Origin of the sequence: Amycolatopsis echigonensis (assembly GCF_014174495.1) — a bacterium.
Lineage (GTDB): Bacteria > Actinomycetota > Actinomycetes > Mycobacteriales > Pseudonocardiaceae > Amycolatopsis > Amycolatopsis echigonensis.
Genome location: NZ_JACJHR010000001.1, coordinates 228726 through 242550 on the forward strand (window position 1 = coordinate 228726; position 13825 = coordinate 242550).

Sequence of the window (13825 nt, forward strand, 5' to 3'; positions counted from 1 at the left end):
GATGGGGCGAGAGAGAAGGAGGATCCGGTGAAAGCTGCCGTGCTCAAGGAATTCGGGCGTCCGCTGTCGGTCGAGGAGGTCGCGGAACCGGTGCCGGGCACCGGGGAAGTCGTTGTGGACGTCGTCGCGGCGCCAGTGCTGCACTACACCGCCGAGGTGATCAGCGACGTCCGGCGGTATCTCCTCGACCTGCCCGCGATCCTGGGCACCGGCGCGGTCGGCCGCGTGCGTTCGGCCGGTCCGGACGCGACGAAACTCCGGCCGGGCGACTGGGTCCGCTGCGATCCGACAGTCCGCTCCCGCGACGACGCGGTTACGCCGGACATCGTGCTGCAGGGCCTGACCGCCCGCGGCGACGGAGGATTGGCTTTGCAGCGCCACTTCCGGAACGGCGGCTTCGCTGAGCGGATCATGGTCCCGACCGAGAACGCGGCCCCGCTGGGCGAGATCGACGAGGCCGACGCCGGCCGGTGGGCAGCTCTCGGGATGTGCTTGGTGCCCTACGGCGGCCTGCTCGACGGCGGACTCCAGCCAGGGGAGACAGTGCTGGTCAGCGGTGCGACCGGTGCCTACGGCGGTGCGGCGGTGGCCGTGGCGGTCGCGATGGGTGCGGGCCGCGTGATCGCGCCGGGCCGCAACCGGGCGGCGCTCGCCGATGTGGAGCGGCGCTTCGGCCACCGGGTCCGGACGGTCGTGTTGTGCGGCAACGAGGACGAGGACCGCGCGGCGATGCGGGCGGCTGCGGCGGGACCGGTTGATCTGGTGCTGGATCTGCTGCCGCCGTCGGCTTCGGTCGCCGCCGTGCGCGCGGCCGCGATGACGGTCCGGGAGTTCGGCCGCGTCGTGCTGATGGGCGGGGTCGGCGACGAACTGGCGCTGCCGTATCCGTGGCTGATGCTGAACAGCGTGACAGTGCGGGGCCGGTGGATGTATCCGCGCGACGCGGTGCCGAAGCTGATCGCGCTGGCTCGGTGCGGACTGCTGGACTTGACGCAGTTCGAGGTGGACGAGTTCCCGCTGTCCTCGGCGGGCGAGGCGGTGGAGCACGCGGCCGAGGCGGGCGGACGGTTCCGGCTCACGGTGCTGCGGCCGTGAGCCGGATCCGTCCTCAGTGGACGTGAACCGGTTCCCACTCGGGGAACGGGTCGTCGGCGGCGACAGCGTCGGACAGGCAGCTTTCGAGCGCGTCGAGCAACGCGGCGTGCTCGAGACCGACACCGATGAACACCAGCTCCTGCTGGGGTTCGTCGGCGACGCCCTGCGGCTCGAACCGTGCGACGCTGCCCGCCTGCGACCACAGGCCAAGCGTGCCCGGACGGGTGCTGAGGCTGAAGAACCCCTTCGACCGCAGCACCGTGCCGAACTCGCCGGAGTCGAGCCGCGTCGTCACGAACTCCCACAGCCGCACCGGGTCGAACGCGCGGGCGGAGCGGAACACGACGCTGGAAATGCCGTACTCCTCGGTCTCCGGCACGTGGTCGCCGTTCAGTTCCGCCACCCAGCCCGGTGCTTGCCGCGCGCGTTCGGCGTCGTACCGGCCGGTGCCGAAGACCCGCGCCAGCGGCACCCGGCCGAACTCGGCGGGCACGACGTCGGCGGCTGGGTTGAGGCGGCGCAGCGAGGCGAGCAGCTGGTCCTTTTCGGACGGAGTGACCAGGTCGGTTTTGTTCAGCAGCAGCACATCCGCGAACTCGACCTGGTCCATCAGCAGGTCGCTGACCGTCCGTTCGTCGCCTTCGTACTGGTCCAGGCGACGCTCGGCGAGGCTGTCCCCGCGGGCCAGTTCCCGGGCGAAGTTCGCCGCGTCCACCACGGTGACCATCGTGTCCAGCCGCGCCGACGACAGCACCGGGGAGCCGTCCTCGGCGGGGAACGAGAACGTCGCGGCGACCGGCATCGGCTCGGAGATACCGCTGGACTCGATGAGCAGATGGTCGAACCGCCCGTCCTCGCAGAGCCGGGCGACCTCGTCGAGCAGATCCTCGCGCAGGGTGCAGCAAATGCACCCGTTCGTCATCTCGACCAGCCGCTCCTCGGTCCGCGACACGCTGTCCCGCACGAGCGCGGCGTCGATGTTGACCTCGCTCATGTCGTTCACGATCACCGCGACCCGCAGGCCGTCGCGGTTGGCCAGGATCTCGTTGAGCAGCGTCGTTTTGCCCGCACCGAGGAATCCGGAAAGGACAGTGACCGGGACGCTCACCGCTCGAGCCGCTGGAAGTGCTTGATCAGCTTGCGCGGCACCAGTTTCCGCTTGCCGTCGACGACGATCGGCACCAGGTCCGGCGCCGTCGCCTTCCACTGCGAGCGGCGGGACCTCGTGTTGCTGCGCGACATTTTCCGCTTGGGGACGGCCATCAGCGCGCCCCTCCGCTCTTGCGCTGCCCGTAGCGGCGGTGGAACTTCTCGACCTGGCCCGCCGAATCGAGGACCCGCTGGGCGCCGGTCCAGAACGGATGCGACCACCCGCTGATGTCCACCGTCACGAGCGGGTAGGTGTTCCCGTCGGACCATTCGATCGTGCGGTCGGAGGTGGCGGTGGACCGGGTCAGGAACGCGTCGCCGGTCGACGAGTCCTTGAAGACCACCGGGTGGTAGTCGGGGTGGATGCCGGGTTTCACCGAGTTTCGTCCTTCTGGTTGGCGGCGTTCGCGTGCCGGTCGGGTTCTTCGGTTTCTTCGCAGGGGTCCTCGTGCCAGTCCCCGAACGGATCGGGATACTCGCGCCAGGCGGCTTCGCCTTCGGCGAGTTCGGCGTCGGTGAGCAGGGCTGCTCGCAACGCGCTTTCGATCTCCGCCGGAGCGGCCTGGTCGGTGACGATCACCAGCTCCTGCGCGCGGTCGCCGTGCACCGGGTCCCAGCGCAGCGAGGCGAGCGTGCGGCGTTCGGGGGAGACGTCGGCCCAGTCCGGTCCGTCCGGCGAGGCGAGCCACGGCCCGGCGTGCCCGATGCCGAGCCCGCCGCCCGCCGATTCGATCCAGAACGCGACGTCCGGCTGGCTCGCCACCCAAGCCCGGCCGCGGGTGCGGACCACGCCGTCGAGCAGCAGGTCGATCGCCTCGTGCAGCCGCTCCGGATGGAACGGGCGCTGCGCGGTGAACCGCAGCAGTTCGATCCCGCAGTCCGGATGCAGCGGCGGGGCCCCGCGCAGCAACGCGCCGTGCAGGTCGGTGACCTCGCCGCGGCGCGCGTCGGCCGGGATCGCGGCGAACAGCCCGGCGGCGTCGGTGCGGGCCAGCTCGACCCGCGGGACGGACGGCGCGACCCGGTCCAGCACTGCCGAGGATTTGGCCGCGCACCAGGCGTCCGGCGCGGCTCCGGCGAGCACGAGGACGTCCGCGGATTCCACTTGGGACAGTGCGACCTGCGCGACCGTCCGCTCGTCCTCGGGGCTGCCGTGCAGACTGCGTTCGGCGAGCAGGTCGTCGCCGGTGACGTCGGCGAGCCAGGTCGCGCAGTCGAGCACGGTGAACACCGCTTCGAGTTCGACGTCGTCGCTCACCGGGCGGTCGCCGACCAGGACGTTGCGGATCGCCCAGCTCACCGGCTCCGGCTCCATCGCCTCGTCCAGCCGCACCACGATGCGGTCGACCTGCGGCATCCGGGCCAGCCGGCGCAGCAGCGGCAGCAGGTCCTCGCGCAGCGTGCAGTTGACGCAGCCGTGCGCGAGTTCGAGCGGCGTCAGCTCGTCGCGGCCGCGCAGGCGGATCCGGCGGCGCACGATGCCGGATCCGATGTCGCGGAGGTCGTGGTGGACGACGGCGGTGCCGGGGCTCGCTCGGAGCAGGAGCGCGGCGAGGGCGTCGGCTTGCCTGGTGCGGGCGATCCCGCCGCAGAGCACGAGCGGGACACGCGGACGTAGGGGCACTGGATCTCCAGACGACGGGTCGGGGTACGGTGGCGAGCGTAATTGAACATGAATGTCACTATCAACTTGGGAGGGTCCGTGTCAGCCGTGTGCCAGGTCACCGGCCGCGCGCCGGGCTACGGCAAGCAGGTCTCGCATTCGCACCGCCGCACGTCGCGGCGGTGGGAGCCGAATCTGCAGACGCGCCGCTACTACGTGCCGAGCCTCGGCCGCACCGTGCGGCTCAAGGTGTCGGCGAAGGGCATGAAGACGATCGACAAACACGGCATCGAGGCCGTTGTCGCCGGTCTCCTGGCGAAGGGGGCGAAGTTCTAGATGGCGAAGAGCACCGACATCCGGCCGATCATCAAACTGCGGTCGACCGCGGGGACCGGCTACACGTATGTCACGAAGAAGAACCGACGCAACGACCCAGACCGGATGGTGTTGCGCAAATACGACCCCGGGGCGCGCAAGCACGTCGAATTCAAGGAAGAACGCTGATGGCGAAAAAGTCGAAAATCGCGAAGAACGAGCAGCGGAAGGTGATCGCCGCGCGGTACGTGGAACGCCGGCGCGCGCTCAAGGCGGTGATCGCATCGCCGACCGCGTCGGCCGAGGAGAAGGCCGACGCAGTGGTTGCACTGCAACGGATGCCGCGCGACGCCAGCCGCACGCGCATCCGCAACCGCGACGCCGCCGACGGCCGTCCGCGGGGATACCTGCGCAAATTCGGGCTGTCGCGGGTGCGCATGCGGCAGATGGCGCACAACGGGGAACTGCCCGGCGTTTCGAAGTCGAGCTGGTGAGCGCGATGCCTAAACCGGACCGGACGCCGCGCCGTCGCCCGAACCCCTTCCACGCGGCCGGAATCACCAGGGTGGACTGGAAAGACGTCGACCTGCTGCGGAAATTCATCTCCGACCGCGGCAAGATCCGAGCCCGCCGGGTCACCGGACTGACGCCGCAGCAACAGAAACAAGTGGCGACGGCGATCAAGAACGCGCGGGAGATGGCGCTGCTGCCCTACCCGACGGCGGCGCGGAGCTGAAACGGAGGCGCGGCTGGGCGGACGCGGGGCTCGTCCAGCCGCGCCCGGATCCGTCGGGTGAACTGCCGGAAAGGGACAGTCGGCACCGTCGTTCCGAGATCTGTCAGTGGCATGACCCACACTCGGCGTGCGAATCGGCACCCCGCCCATAACTTCGCCTTCCTCCCCTCCGCTGCCCTCAACGGAGGCGCTTCGCGCCGCTGTTAGATTCCCAGCATGGACGACCCGCACTACCTTTCCGGCCTGAACCTGACCGGCCGCCGCGTCGTGGTGTTCGGCGGCGGTTCCGTGGCCCAGCGCCGGCTGCCCCGGCTGATCAGCGCGGGCGCCCGCGTCGAACTGGTGTCGCCGCACACGACGCCGTCGGTGCAGGGGATGGCGGACGCGGGGGAGCTGGTGTGGCATCAGCGCCGCTACGCCGAGGGCGATCTGCGCGCCGCTTGGTACGCGCTGGCCTGCACGAACGACCCGGAGACCAACGCCGCGATCTGCGCCGAGGCGGAACGGGAACGCGTCTTCTGCGTCCGCGCCGACGAGGGCGAGTCCGGGTCGGCGGTGACCCCGGCGACCGGACGGCACGGCGGTCTCCTGTTCGGCGTCCTGTCCGGCGGAGAACCGCTCCGCTCGGCCGCGGTCCGCGATTCGATGCTGGACGGCCTGCACGCGGGCACCATCGAGGACGGCCGCCAGCCGCATCCGGAAGGCACGTTGCCCGGGATCGCGCTGGTCGGCGGCGGGCCCGGCGACCCGGACTTGATCACCGTCCGCGCCCGGCGGCTGCTGTCGCGCGCCGACGTCGTGGTCGTCGACCGGCTCGGACCGCGCGAGCTGCTCGACGAGCTCGCGCCCGAGGTCGAGGTCATCGACGCGGCGAAGATCCCGTACGGCCGCGCGGCGAGCCAGGACGTGATCAACCGGACGCTCATCGAGAAAGCCAAGGAAGGCAAGTTCGTCGTCCGGCTCAAGGGCGGCGACCCGTACCTGTTCGGCCGCGGGTTCGAAGAGGTCCAGGCGTGCGCCGAAGCGGGCGTGCCGGTGACCATGGTCCCGGGCATCACCTCGGCGTTCGCGGTGCCCGCGGTGGCGGACGTCCCGGTGACGCACCGCGGGGTCGCGCACGAGGTGGTCGTCGTGTCCGGGCACGTCGCGCCGGGGGACGAGCGGTCGCTGGTGGACTGGTCGCTGCTGGCCCGGATGCGCGGGACGATCGTGCTGATGATGGGCGTCGAACGGCTGCCGAAGTTCGCCGCCGCCCTGCTCGAAGGCGGCCGTCCGGGCGACACGCCGGTCGCGGTGGTCGAGGACGGGACGATGCGGACCCAGCGCGTGCTGCGGTCCACGCTCGCCTCGGTGGCCGAGGAAGCGGAGGCCGCGGGCGTGCGGCCGCCCGCGGTGATCGTGTTCGGCCCGGTGGCCGGTCTGGACCGGAACCAAGCGGGATAACGCAGACAGCGGGGCCGTCCGCGCGCGAAGATGGCGGCTATGACCTTGCCTGCCCTGCCCGAGGAATCCTTCCGGCGCGTGCTCTGCGTCGTCGCGCACCCGGACGACATGGAGTACGGCACGTCCGCGGCCGTCGCGCGCTGGACCGCGCGCGGCATCGAGGTCGGATACCTCCTGCTCACCCGCGGCGAGGCAGGCATGCCGAATCCGCCCGAGGAGACGGCCCGCCTGCGCGTCGCCGAGCAGCGCAACGCCTGCGCGGCCGTCGGCGTCGAGCGCCTGACCGTCCTCGAACACCCGGACGGCGTGCTCGTCTACGGCCTTGACCTGCGTCGGGACATCTCCCGCGAGATCCGCCGGTTCAAGCCCGACGTCGTGCTCGGCTGCGGATTCGACGTCGAAACGCCCTACGGCTTCGACCAGGCCGACCACCGCGCGGCCGGGCTCGCGACGCTCGACGCGATCCGCGACGCGGGCAACCGGTGGGTCTTCCCGGAGCAGATCGACGACGAGGGCCTGGCCGCGCATTCGGCGCGCTGGTACCTCGTCCCGGGACTCCCCGGTTCCGGCGCGACGCACGGCGTCGACGTCACGGGCGAGCCGCTGCGGCGCGGCGTCGCGTCCCTGGAGGCGCACGCCGCGTACCTGGCCGCGCTCCCGGACCATCCCGCGCCCGCGGACTTCATTCCGCAGTTCACGGCGATCAGCGGCAAGGCCGCGGGCGTCGAGCACGCCGTTCTGTTCCGCGCGCACGACCTGCAGGCTCCGCCGGACTTCCCCGCTCCCGACGAGGACTGATCCGAGACGTTCCGTGAAGGACTCCTTGAGGGAATCTGATTCCCTCAAGGAGTCCTTCACGGACCTCGGGGCCGAGGGAATCAGGCGGGATAGCGGCGGAAGGCGAAGTCCCGGATCGCCGCGCTGAGCCGTTTCGGGTCGAACCGCAGCTCGACCGGGCTGCGAGCCTGCACGAACTCGGCGTTCGGCAGGTCCTCGGCCAAGCTGCCCGCGTCGCCGAACGGGTGGATCGGGTCGCCCTCGTGCCCGATCACCAGCGTCGGCGTGGTGATCGTGCCCCGGATCGACTTGGGCGGCGCGATCCGGCCGAACAGGACGCCGTGCAGCAACGCGGCCATCGGCGCCGGTTCCTGGCTCAGCGTGTCCGTGATGACGTCCACCCACTGGTTGCCGTGCGGCACGAGCTGCGCGGCCAGCGACACGCCGCGCACCGTCGCGGGCAGGAACCGCGCGGCGAACAGCAGCGGCGCGAAGGTCAGCAGCCCGGCGATGATCGCGTTGTCCAGCACCGGCATTTCGACGATGAGCCCGCGCGTCCGCGACGGCGCGGCGACAGCCACCTCCAGCGCCACGTTCGCGCCCAGCGAGGTGCCGCCGACCACCGCGTCCTCGATCTCCAGATGGTCGAGCAGCGCGACGGCCTGCTCGCCGAAGGCGGGCATCGAATAGCGCCACGACTGCGTCGGCCGGTCGGAATCGCCGTGGCCGAGCAGGTCGAGGGTGACCACGCGGAATCCCGCGCGGGCGAGCCGCCGGGCCAGCGGCGCGTGCATCCGGCGGGTGAACATGATCCCGTGCATCAGCACCACGACGCGGTCGCCGCTGCCGTATTCGGTGTAGCACAGGCGCTGGCCCTCGTGCCGGAACGAGCCGGACAGCTCGATCGGCCGGGCCTTGCGGGCCGCCGCGGGTTCCGCCGGCGGGGCGTCGGCGACGGGCACGGGTGCCGGGTCCATACGGGCGCCTCCCTCTCCACCTCGGGTCTCCAGGAAAGCATCCCGCGGCTGTGTTGGCACAGTGTCAACCGGATGAGCTGGGGTGCGGACGATGAGTCAAGATGATCGCATGACCGAACCAGTAGCCGCCCTTCCCGAACTCGCCTCGCTCCGCGTCGGCCTCGACGGCCCGGTCGCCGAGGTCACCCTGCTCGGCCCGGGCAAGGGCAACGCGATGGGCCCCGACTTCTGGCGCGAGCTGCCGCAGGTGTTCGCCGCCCTCGACGCCGACCCGCGCGTGCGCGCCGTCGTCCTCGCCGGAAGCGGCAAGCATTTCTCCTACGGACTCGACCTGCCCGCGATGATGGGCAGCTGGGCTCCGCTGCTGGCCGGCGACGCGCTGGCCGGGCCGCGCACCGAGTTCCACCGCGAGGTCCAGCGGCTGCAGCAGGCGGTCAGCTCGATCGCCGAATGCCGCAAACCGGTCGTCGCCGCCGTGTCCGGCTGGTGCATCGGCGGCGGCGTGGACGTCATCACCGCCGCCGACATCCGCCTGGCCAGCGAGGACGCCAAGTTCAGCGTCCGCGAGGTGAAGGTCGCGATCGTCGCCGACATCGGCAGCCTGCAGCGGCTCGCGCCGATCATCGGCGAGGGCCACGTCCGCGAGCTCGCCCTGACCGGCAAGGACATCGACGCCGCGCGGGCGGAGAAGATCGGCCTGGTCAACGACGTGTACCCGGACCAGGAGACGCTGCTGGCCAAGGCCCGCGAACTGGCCGCGGAGATCGCCGCGAACCCGCCGCTGGTCGTCCAGGGCACCAAGCAGGTGCTGTCGACCAACACCGAACGCCAGGTCGCCGAGGGCCTGCGCTACGTCGCCGCGTGGAACTCCGCGTTCCTGCCGAGCAAGGACCTCCAGGAAGCCGTCCAGGCCTTCCTGGAGCGACGCGCGCCGGAGTTCAAGGGCGAGTAGAACAGGCACGGAAGGCGAGCACGAGGAGTACGACGTGAGCAACGGCGCTGAGGTCACCGGCTACCAGGCATTCCGCGCGGCGCGGGACTATCTGCAGGCCCATCGCGAGGACTACGACACCGCTTACCGCGAGTTCTCGTGGCCGCGGCTGGACGAGTTCAACTGGGCGCTGGACTGGTTCGACACCGTCGCGGCGGACCCGGCGAACGCGCAGCGGTACGCGCTGTGGATCGTCGAAGAGGACGGCACCGAGAACCGCTGGACGTTCCCGGAGATGTCGGCCCGGTCCAACCAGGTGGCGAACTGGCTGCGCGGCCTCGGCGTCGCTCGCGGCGACCGGGTGATCGTCATGCTCGGCAACCAGGGCGAGCTGTGGGAAACCATCCTCGCCGCGATCAAGCTGGGCGCCGTCGTGATCCCGGCGTCGACCCTGCTCGGCCCGGCCGACCTCGTGGACCGGGTCGAGCGCGGCCACGCGAAGCACGTGATCGTCCGCGCGGTCGACACGGAGAAGTTCGCCGACGTCGCGGGCGACTACACGCGGATCGCGGTCGGCGAACCGGTTTCCGGGTGGCACGCCTTCGACACCGCGTACGCCTCGTCTGCCGACTTCGCCCCGGACGGCGTCACCCGCGCCGAGGACCCGCTGCTGCTGTACTTCACCTCAGGCACCACCGCGAAGCCGAAACTCGTGCAGCACACGCACGTTTCCTATCCGGTCGGCCATCTGTCCACAATGTACTGGATCGGGCTGGAACCGGGCGACGTCCACCTCAACATCTCGTCGCCGGGCTGGGCCAAGCACGCGTGGAGCAACTTCTTCGCGCCGTGGAACGCCGAAGCTACGGTGTTCCTGTACAACTACACGCGGTTCGACGCGGCGGCTCTGATGGCGCAGATGGACCGCTGCGGCATCACCAGCTTCTGCGCGCCGCCGACGGTGTGGCGGATGCTGATCCAGGCCGACCTCAGCGCGCTGAAGACGCCGCCGAAGAAGGTCGTCGGCGCGGGGGAGCCGCTCAACCCCGAGGTGATCGAGCAGGTCGAGAAGGCCTGGGGCGTCACCATCCGGGACGGGTTCGGGCAGACCGAGACCAGCGTCCAGGTGGCGAACACGCCGGGCCAGGACGTCGTGGCCGGTTCGATGGGCCGCCCGCTGCCCGGGTTCGCGGTCGCGCTGGTCGACCCGGTCACCGGCGAGCGCGCGAGAGAGGGCGAGATCTGCCTCGACCTGGCGCACCGCCCGGTCGGCCTGATGGCGGGCTACGCGGACGACGACGAACGCACGTCGGCGGCGTTCGCGGGCGGCTACTACCACACCGGAGACGTCGGCTCGATCGACGAACGCGGCTACATCACGTACGTCGGCCGCACCGACGACGTCTTCAAGGCGTCGGACTACCGGATCTCGCCGTTCGAGCTGGAGAGCGTCCTGCTGGAGCACGAAGCGGTCGCCGAGGCGGCTGTCGTGCCCGCGCCGGACCCGATCCGGCTGGCCGTGCCCAAGGCGTACGTCGTGCTCGCCTCCGGGCACGAGCCGAACGCCGAGACCGCACGGGCGATCCTCGCGTACGCGCGGGAGCACCTCGCGCCGTACAAGCGGATCCGGCGGCTGCAGTTCGGGGACCTGCCGAAGACCATTTCGGGCAAGATCCGCCGCGTTGAACTGCGCGGCCGCGAAAGCGGCGAGCGGCCCGAGGGCGAGTTCCGCGAGGACGACTTCCCGGATCTCAAGTCCTGAGAAGCGGTTCCGGCCGGGTGTCGTTACTCGGCCGGAACCACCGCCGCCAGCACGGTCTGCTCGCCCTTGCTGCACGTGGTGCCGCCCTGCGCGGCGGGCGGGCCGGAAACGCACAGCCAGCCGTCGACGGTCGCGTTGACCGGGTTGTTCGAGCCCGCGGCCTGGCGGCCGTTGATCGCCTGGTGGAACTTCTCGACCAGAGCCATCGCGTCCGCGCACGGGATGGCTTTGTTGTCGTAGACGTACAACGTCATCCCGCTCGCCGCGGTGACGGTGCCGCACGTGCCCGGAGCGGACGGCGGAGGCTGGTTCGACGGCTTCGGCGCGGCCGCGGTGCTGCTGGGCGCGGCGGGCGGGCTGCTCGCGCCGGCGGTCTGCGGCAGCGGCGGCGGAGCGTGCGTGCTCGGCGCGGCCGAGGCGATCGCGGAGGGCGCCGACGACGCGGCCGCGGGTGGCGCTTGATCCCCCGAACAGGCGGTGAGCGCGGGCAAAACCACCACAGCCGCGCACAGCGGCCCGTACACGGTTTTCGACGGGAGCACCGCGATCCTTTCTCCGGGGTCGCGCTCATTCTGGCCCCTCGCGCCCCCGCTGAGCGGCACCGACACACCGGAGCGGCCGGTGTTCAGTCTACTGTGGACGGTTGGTTTCCGGTTCCGGACTGAGAAATCCGCATCGCCGGGGCGCATCGTTCGGAGGAATCCGGCCCGGGGCGGTTAACGCTCGGCGGGCCCGCGCCGACGTACAGGACAGGCGCCCCGCGCGCTCCAGGTCCCCGAAGCCCGACGCCAGAGAGCACGAGTCACCGAGAGCATGAGCCCCGAAACCGCCCCCGCAGCCGACCCCGACGCCCCGACCGACCCGCCGACCGAACCCTGCAGCGTGGTGTGGTGCGGCGGCCGCCCCTACGTCCTCGAAGCCGGAGCCGTGCGCCCGCGCTGGGTGGGCACCGACGGCCGCGGCCGTCCGGAAACGCTGAGCAACGCGCAGCTGCGGCGCCGCGGATGGAGCCACCGCCGCGCGGCCAGCAGGCGGCACACCCGCTGAGACTTCCGCCGGACCGCGGCCGGAACCGGGGAGGGGTTCCGGCCGCGGCCCGGCGGATCCGCCGGATTCCGTGCCACCGCACCGATTCACCCCCGGCTTCGGCCCCGGGCGCGGATGCGTTCCCGGGTGCGGATACGCCCCGGTGCCGATTCGTCCCCGGCATCGATTCACGCGCGGGGCATCGCCCGTGCGGCCGTGTGCCGCCGACCCGCTTGCGGTCGATCCACCCGGGCCGCCGGTCTGCTTGCGCCGCCGATCCGCTCCCGCGAGCGATGCGCTCGCGTGGCCGATCTGCTCGCGCCGTCGGCGGAATCGGTCCAGCGCCGGACGAGCAGGGTCCGTTCGATCCTCCGCCGCGCTGAGCGCCCGCATGCGGCACATCGGGTGGGTTCAATGCACCGAACGCCGCATTGGGCGCATCTGACGCATTCACTGCCACCTTGGGACGTTCTCGGCAGCGCGGTGTGCTTGCGGGTTCGCTGTCGCGATGCGGAGCACCCGTTGAGCCGAGACGGCCCCTAGGGCTTCGCACCCGCAGAAGTCCGTGAGGGGCACCGATTCCCTCAAAGGCCCTCGCCGACCTCGGCCTCGCGAGCCCGGCCTGTCGGCAGGGGGCGAGAAGCCCCGCGCGCTAGTGCGAAAGGCTCACTTGGGGACGCCCGAGAACCAGACGCCGCGCCGACCAGCGATGCCGCTCCGTCTGGGCGGGAGGCACCGACTGCGGCAAGCGGGCGCCAAGGCCGCCCGCCCTTCGCGCCCCGGACCGCCGCCTGCCGAGGCGGAACCCCTGAACTTCACCCGCCGGGAGAAACCTCGCGCCCGCGCTCGCTCTAGGCTGGCCGCGTGACCACGGTCCCCGACGAGCCCAAGACGGAGCCCTCCCTGTGGCGGCAGGCGCTCAACGTTCCCAACCTGCTGTCCCTGCTGCGCCTGGCGGGCGTCCCGGTGTTCCTGTGGCTGCTGCTCGGCCCGAAAGAGGACGGCTGGGCGCTCGCCCTGCTGATCTTCTCCGCGCTCACCGACTGGCTCGACGGCAAGCTCGCCCGCTGGCTGGACCAGATGTCGCGGCTCGGGCAGCTGCTCGACCCCGCCGCGGACCGGCTCTACATCCTCGCCACGCTCGTCGCGTTCCTGATCCGCGACATCGTCCCGTGGTGGGTCGTCGTCCCGCTGGTGCTGCGCGAGCTGGTCCTGGGCGTCTGCGTGCTGCTGCTGCGCCGCGGCGGGTTCGCGCCGCCCGAGGTCACCTACATCGGCAAGGGCGCGACCTTCGTCCTGATGTACGCCTTCCCGTTCCTGCTGCTCACGCAGGGCGGCTCGGACGTAGCCGCGGTCGCGCGGCCGATCGCGTACGCGTTCATGGTGTGGGGCGGCGTCCTGTATGTCTGGTCCGGCGCGCTCTACGTCGTGCAGGCGGCTCGCGCGCTGCGCACCCGGTGATAGAAGATTGTCCGCAGGAAAGCCAGCATCAGGAAGGGGAGCGGCGTTGACCACTCCGGAAGAACTGCGCTACACCGAGGAACACGAGTGGGTCGCGACCCGCGAGGGTTCGCTCGTGCGGGTGGGCATCACCGAGTACGCGCAGGACCAGCTCGGCGACGTCGTGTTCGTCGACCTGCCCGAGGTCGGCAAGCAGGTCGGCGCGGGGGACCCGTTCGGCGAGGTCGAGTCCACGAAGAGCGTCTCGGAGCTGTTCGCGCCGGTCGACGGCGAGATCGTGGCCGTCAACTCCGCGGTCTCCGATTCGCCGGAGCTCATCAACTCCGACCCCTACGGCGAGGGCTGGCTCGTGGAGATCCGGCTCGACGACCCGGCCGGTCTCGAGGCGCTGCTCGAGGCCGAGGCCTACCAGGCGCTCATCAAGGGCTGAGCCGCCCGGCCCGGCACCCGGAGCCTCAAGGGGAGCCCGAGGGTTCCGGGCCGGTCGGGCACGGTACGTTGGCAGCTACACGTTCTTGGTCGATGACAACACTTCATGCGTAGAGGAGAG

The 13825-nt window shown here is 71.3% G+C and carries 19 protein-coding genes; 13 read left to right on the top strand and 6 right to left on the bottom strand.

The features are described from left to right. The first annotated feature begins 27 nt into the window (after nt 1-27). Entirely contained in the window at nt 28-1095 is a 1068-nt protein-coding gene (locus tag H5411_RS01080) for a zinc-binding dehydrogenase (protein ID WP_183122685.1), read from the top strand. Nucleotides 1096-1108: 13 nt separating this feature from the next. Here the strand turns inward: H5411_RS01080 and H5411_RS01085 are convergent, their stop codons facing one another. The 4 genes from H5411_RS01085 to mrf are packed head-to-tail and all read right to left on the bottom strand — an operon-like array spanning nt 1109 to nt 3868. After that, entirely contained in the window at nt 1109-2203 is a 1095-nt protein-coding gene (locus tag H5411_RS01085; protein ID WP_183122686.1) for a GTP-binding protein, read from the bottom strand. Beyond that, nucleotides 2200-2358: a 50S ribosomal protein L32 gene (gene rpmF / locus H5411_RS01090; RefSeq protein WP_183122687.1), complete on the bottom strand. Its 159-nt coding sequence runs from the start codon at nt 2356-2358 to the stop codon at nt 2200-2202. The genes H5411_RS01085 and rpmF overlap by 4 nt, the downstream gene beginning before the upstream one ends. Continuing rightward, a complete protein-coding gene (locus H5411_RS01095; RefSeq protein ID WP_183122688.1) occupies nt 2358-2621 on the bottom strand; it encodes a type B 50S ribosomal protein L31 in 264 nt (87 codons plus the stop codon). Before H5411_RS01095 ends, rpmF begins: the two co-directional genes overlap by 1 nt. After that, nucleotides 2618-3868 (bottom strand): ribosome hibernation factor-recruiting GTPase MRF, encoded by a 1251-nt coding sequence (mrf, locus tag H5411_RS01100; protein ID WP_183122689.1) that lies wholly within the window; start codon nt 3866-3868, stop codon nt 2618-2620. Before mrf ends, H5411_RS01095 begins: the two co-directional genes overlap by 4 nt. 78 nt (nt 3869-3946) lie before the next feature. Between mrf and rpmB the strand changes: the two genes are divergently transcribed. The 6 genes from rpmB to H5411_RS01130 all read left to right on the top strand — a co-directional run bounded on the left by rpmB (nt 3947) and on the right by H5411_RS01130 (nt 7139). Beyond that, entirely contained in the window at nt 3947-4183 is a 237-nt protein-coding gene (gene rpmB / locus H5411_RS01105) for a 50S ribosomal protein L28 (RefSeq protein ID WP_101440264.1), read from the top strand. Beyond that, nucleotides 4184-4351, top strand: a complete 168-nt coding sequence (rpmG, locus tag H5411_RS01110) for a 50S ribosomal protein L33 (protein ID WP_183122690.1) — start codon at nt 4184-4186, stop codon at nt 4349-4351. Further along, on the top strand, nt 4351-4656 hold the full coding sequence (rpsN, locus tag H5411_RS01115) for a 30S ribosomal protein S14 (RefSeq protein ID WP_183122691.1): 306 nt from the start codon (nt 4351-4353) through the stop codon (nt 4654-4656). The genes rpmG and rpsN overlap by 1 nt, the downstream gene beginning before the upstream one ends. Further along, nucleotides 4653-4898 carry a 30S ribosomal protein S18 gene (rpsR, locus tag H5411_RS01120; RefSeq protein ID WP_182889057.1) on the top strand — a complete coding sequence of 82 codons (246 nt, stop codon included), beginning with the start codon at nt 4653-4655 and terminating at the stop codon, nt 4896-4898. The genes rpsN and rpsR overlap by 4 nt, the downstream gene beginning before the upstream one ends. A 216-nt stretch (nt 4899-5114) precedes the next feature. After that, a complete protein-coding gene (cobA, locus tag H5411_RS01125) occupies nt 5115-6341 on the top strand; it encodes a uroporphyrinogen-III C-methyltransferase (protein WP_183122692.1) in 1227 nt (408 codons plus the stop codon). A 30-nt stretch (nt 6342-6371) separates the two neighbouring features. After that, the gene (locus H5411_RS01130) at nt 6372-7139 is read left to right on the top strand and encodes a PIG-L deacetylase family protein (protein WP_220816320.1); all 768 of its coding nucleotides are present in this window, start codon (nt 6372-6374) and stop codon (nt 7137-7139) included. Between the two features lie 80 nt (nt 7140-7219). On the opposite strand, the gene H5411_RS01135 is transcribed toward H5411_RS01130, so the two are convergent. Further along, nucleotides 7220-8095, bottom strand: a complete 876-nt coding sequence (locus H5411_RS01135; protein WP_183122694.1) for an alpha/beta fold hydrolase — start codon at nt 8093-8095, stop codon at nt 7220-7222. Between the two features lie 109 nt (nt 8096-8204). Here H5411_RS01135 and H5411_RS01140 point away from each other — a divergent pair, with 109 nt between their 5' ends. Both H5411_RS01140 and H5411_RS01145 read left to right on the top strand, forming a co-directional pair. Then, the gene (locus H5411_RS01140; RefSeq protein WP_101440258.1) at nt 8205-9047 is read left to right on the top strand and encodes a crotonase/enoyl-CoA hydratase family protein; all 843 of its coding nucleotides are present in this window, start codon (nt 8205-8207) and stop codon (nt 9045-9047) included. A gap of 34 nt (nt 9048-9081) precedes the next feature. Further along, complete coding sequence (locus H5411_RS01145) at nt 9082-10788, top strand: AMP-binding protein (RefSeq protein ID WP_183122695.1); 1707 nt, start codon at nt 9082-9084, stop codon at nt 10786-10788. A 23-nt stretch (nt 10789-10811) separates the two neighbouring features. On the opposite strand, the gene H5411_RS47310 is transcribed toward H5411_RS01145, so the two are convergent. Further along, entirely contained in the window at nt 10812-11042 is a 231-nt protein-coding gene (locus H5411_RS47310; RefSeq protein ID WP_246368617.1) for a hypothetical protein, read from the bottom strand. Between the two features lie 28 nt (nt 11043-11070). Between H5411_RS47310 and H5411_RS47315 the strand changes: the two genes are divergently transcribed. From H5411_RS47315 to gcvH, 4 genes are all read left to right on the top strand, one after another. Continuing rightward, complete coding sequence (locus tag H5411_RS47315; protein ID WP_158242580.1) at nt 11071-11250, top strand: hypothetical protein; 180 nt, start codon at nt 11071-11073, stop codon at nt 11248-11250. Nucleotides 11251-11601: 351 nt separating this feature from the next. Continuing rightward, entirely contained in the window at nt 11602-11835 is a 234-nt protein-coding gene (locus H5411_RS01155) for a hypothetical protein (RefSeq protein WP_101440256.1), read from the top strand. Nucleotides 11836-12678: 843 nt separating this feature from the next. Next, nucleotides 12679-13275 (top strand): CDP-alcohol phosphatidyltransferase family protein, encoded by a 597-nt coding sequence (locus H5411_RS01160; RefSeq protein ID WP_183122697.1) that lies wholly within the window; start codon nt 12679-12681, stop codon nt 13273-13275. Between the two features lie 46 nt (nt 13276-13321). Continuing rightward, nucleotides 13322-13705 (top strand): glycine cleavage system protein GcvH, encoded by a 384-nt coding sequence (gene gcvH, locus H5411_RS01165; protein ID WP_009078861.1) that lies wholly within the window; start codon nt 13322-13324, stop codon nt 13703-13705. The last annotated feature ends 120 nt before the right edge of the window (nt 13706-13825 follow it).

Excerpts from the sequence above, each read along its gene's own strand:
- rpmF (WP_183122687.1), bottom strand. The coding sequence starts at position 2,358 with ATGGCCGTCCCCAAGCGGAAAATGTCGCGCAGCAACACGAGGTCCCGC.
- H5411_RS01135 (WP_183122694.1), bottom strand. The coding sequence starts at position 8,095 with ATGGACCCGGCACCCGTGCCCGTCGCCGACGCCCCGCCGGCGGAACCC.
- H5411_RS01155 (WP_101440256.1), top strand. The coding sequence starts at position 11,602 with ATGAGCCCCGAAACCGCCCCCGCAGCCGACCCCGACGCCCCGACCGAC.
- H5411_RS47310 (WP_246368617.1), bottom strand. The coding sequence starts at position 11,042 with ATGACGTTGTACGTCTACGACAACAAAGCCATCCCGTGCGCGGACGCG.
- H5411_RS01130 (WP_220816320.1), top strand. The coding sequence starts at position 6,372 with ATGGCGGCTATGACCTTGCCTGCCCTGCCCGAGGAATCCTTCCGGCGC.
- rpsN (WP_183122691.1), top strand. The coding sequence starts at position 4,351 with ATGGCGAAAAAGTCGAAAATCGCGAAGAACGAGCAGCGGAAGGTGATC.
- H5411_RS01140 (WP_101440258.1), top strand. The coding sequence starts at position 8,205 with ATGACCGAACCAGTAGCCGCCCTTCCCGAACTCGCCTCGCTCCGCGTC.
- rpmG (WP_183122690.1), top strand. The coding sequence starts at position 4,184 with ATGGCGAAGAGCACCGACATCCGGCCGATCATCAAACTGCGGTCGACC.
- cobA (WP_183122692.1), top strand. The coding sequence starts at position 5,115 with ATGGACGACCCGCACTACCTTTCCGGCCTGAACCTGACCGGCCGCCGC.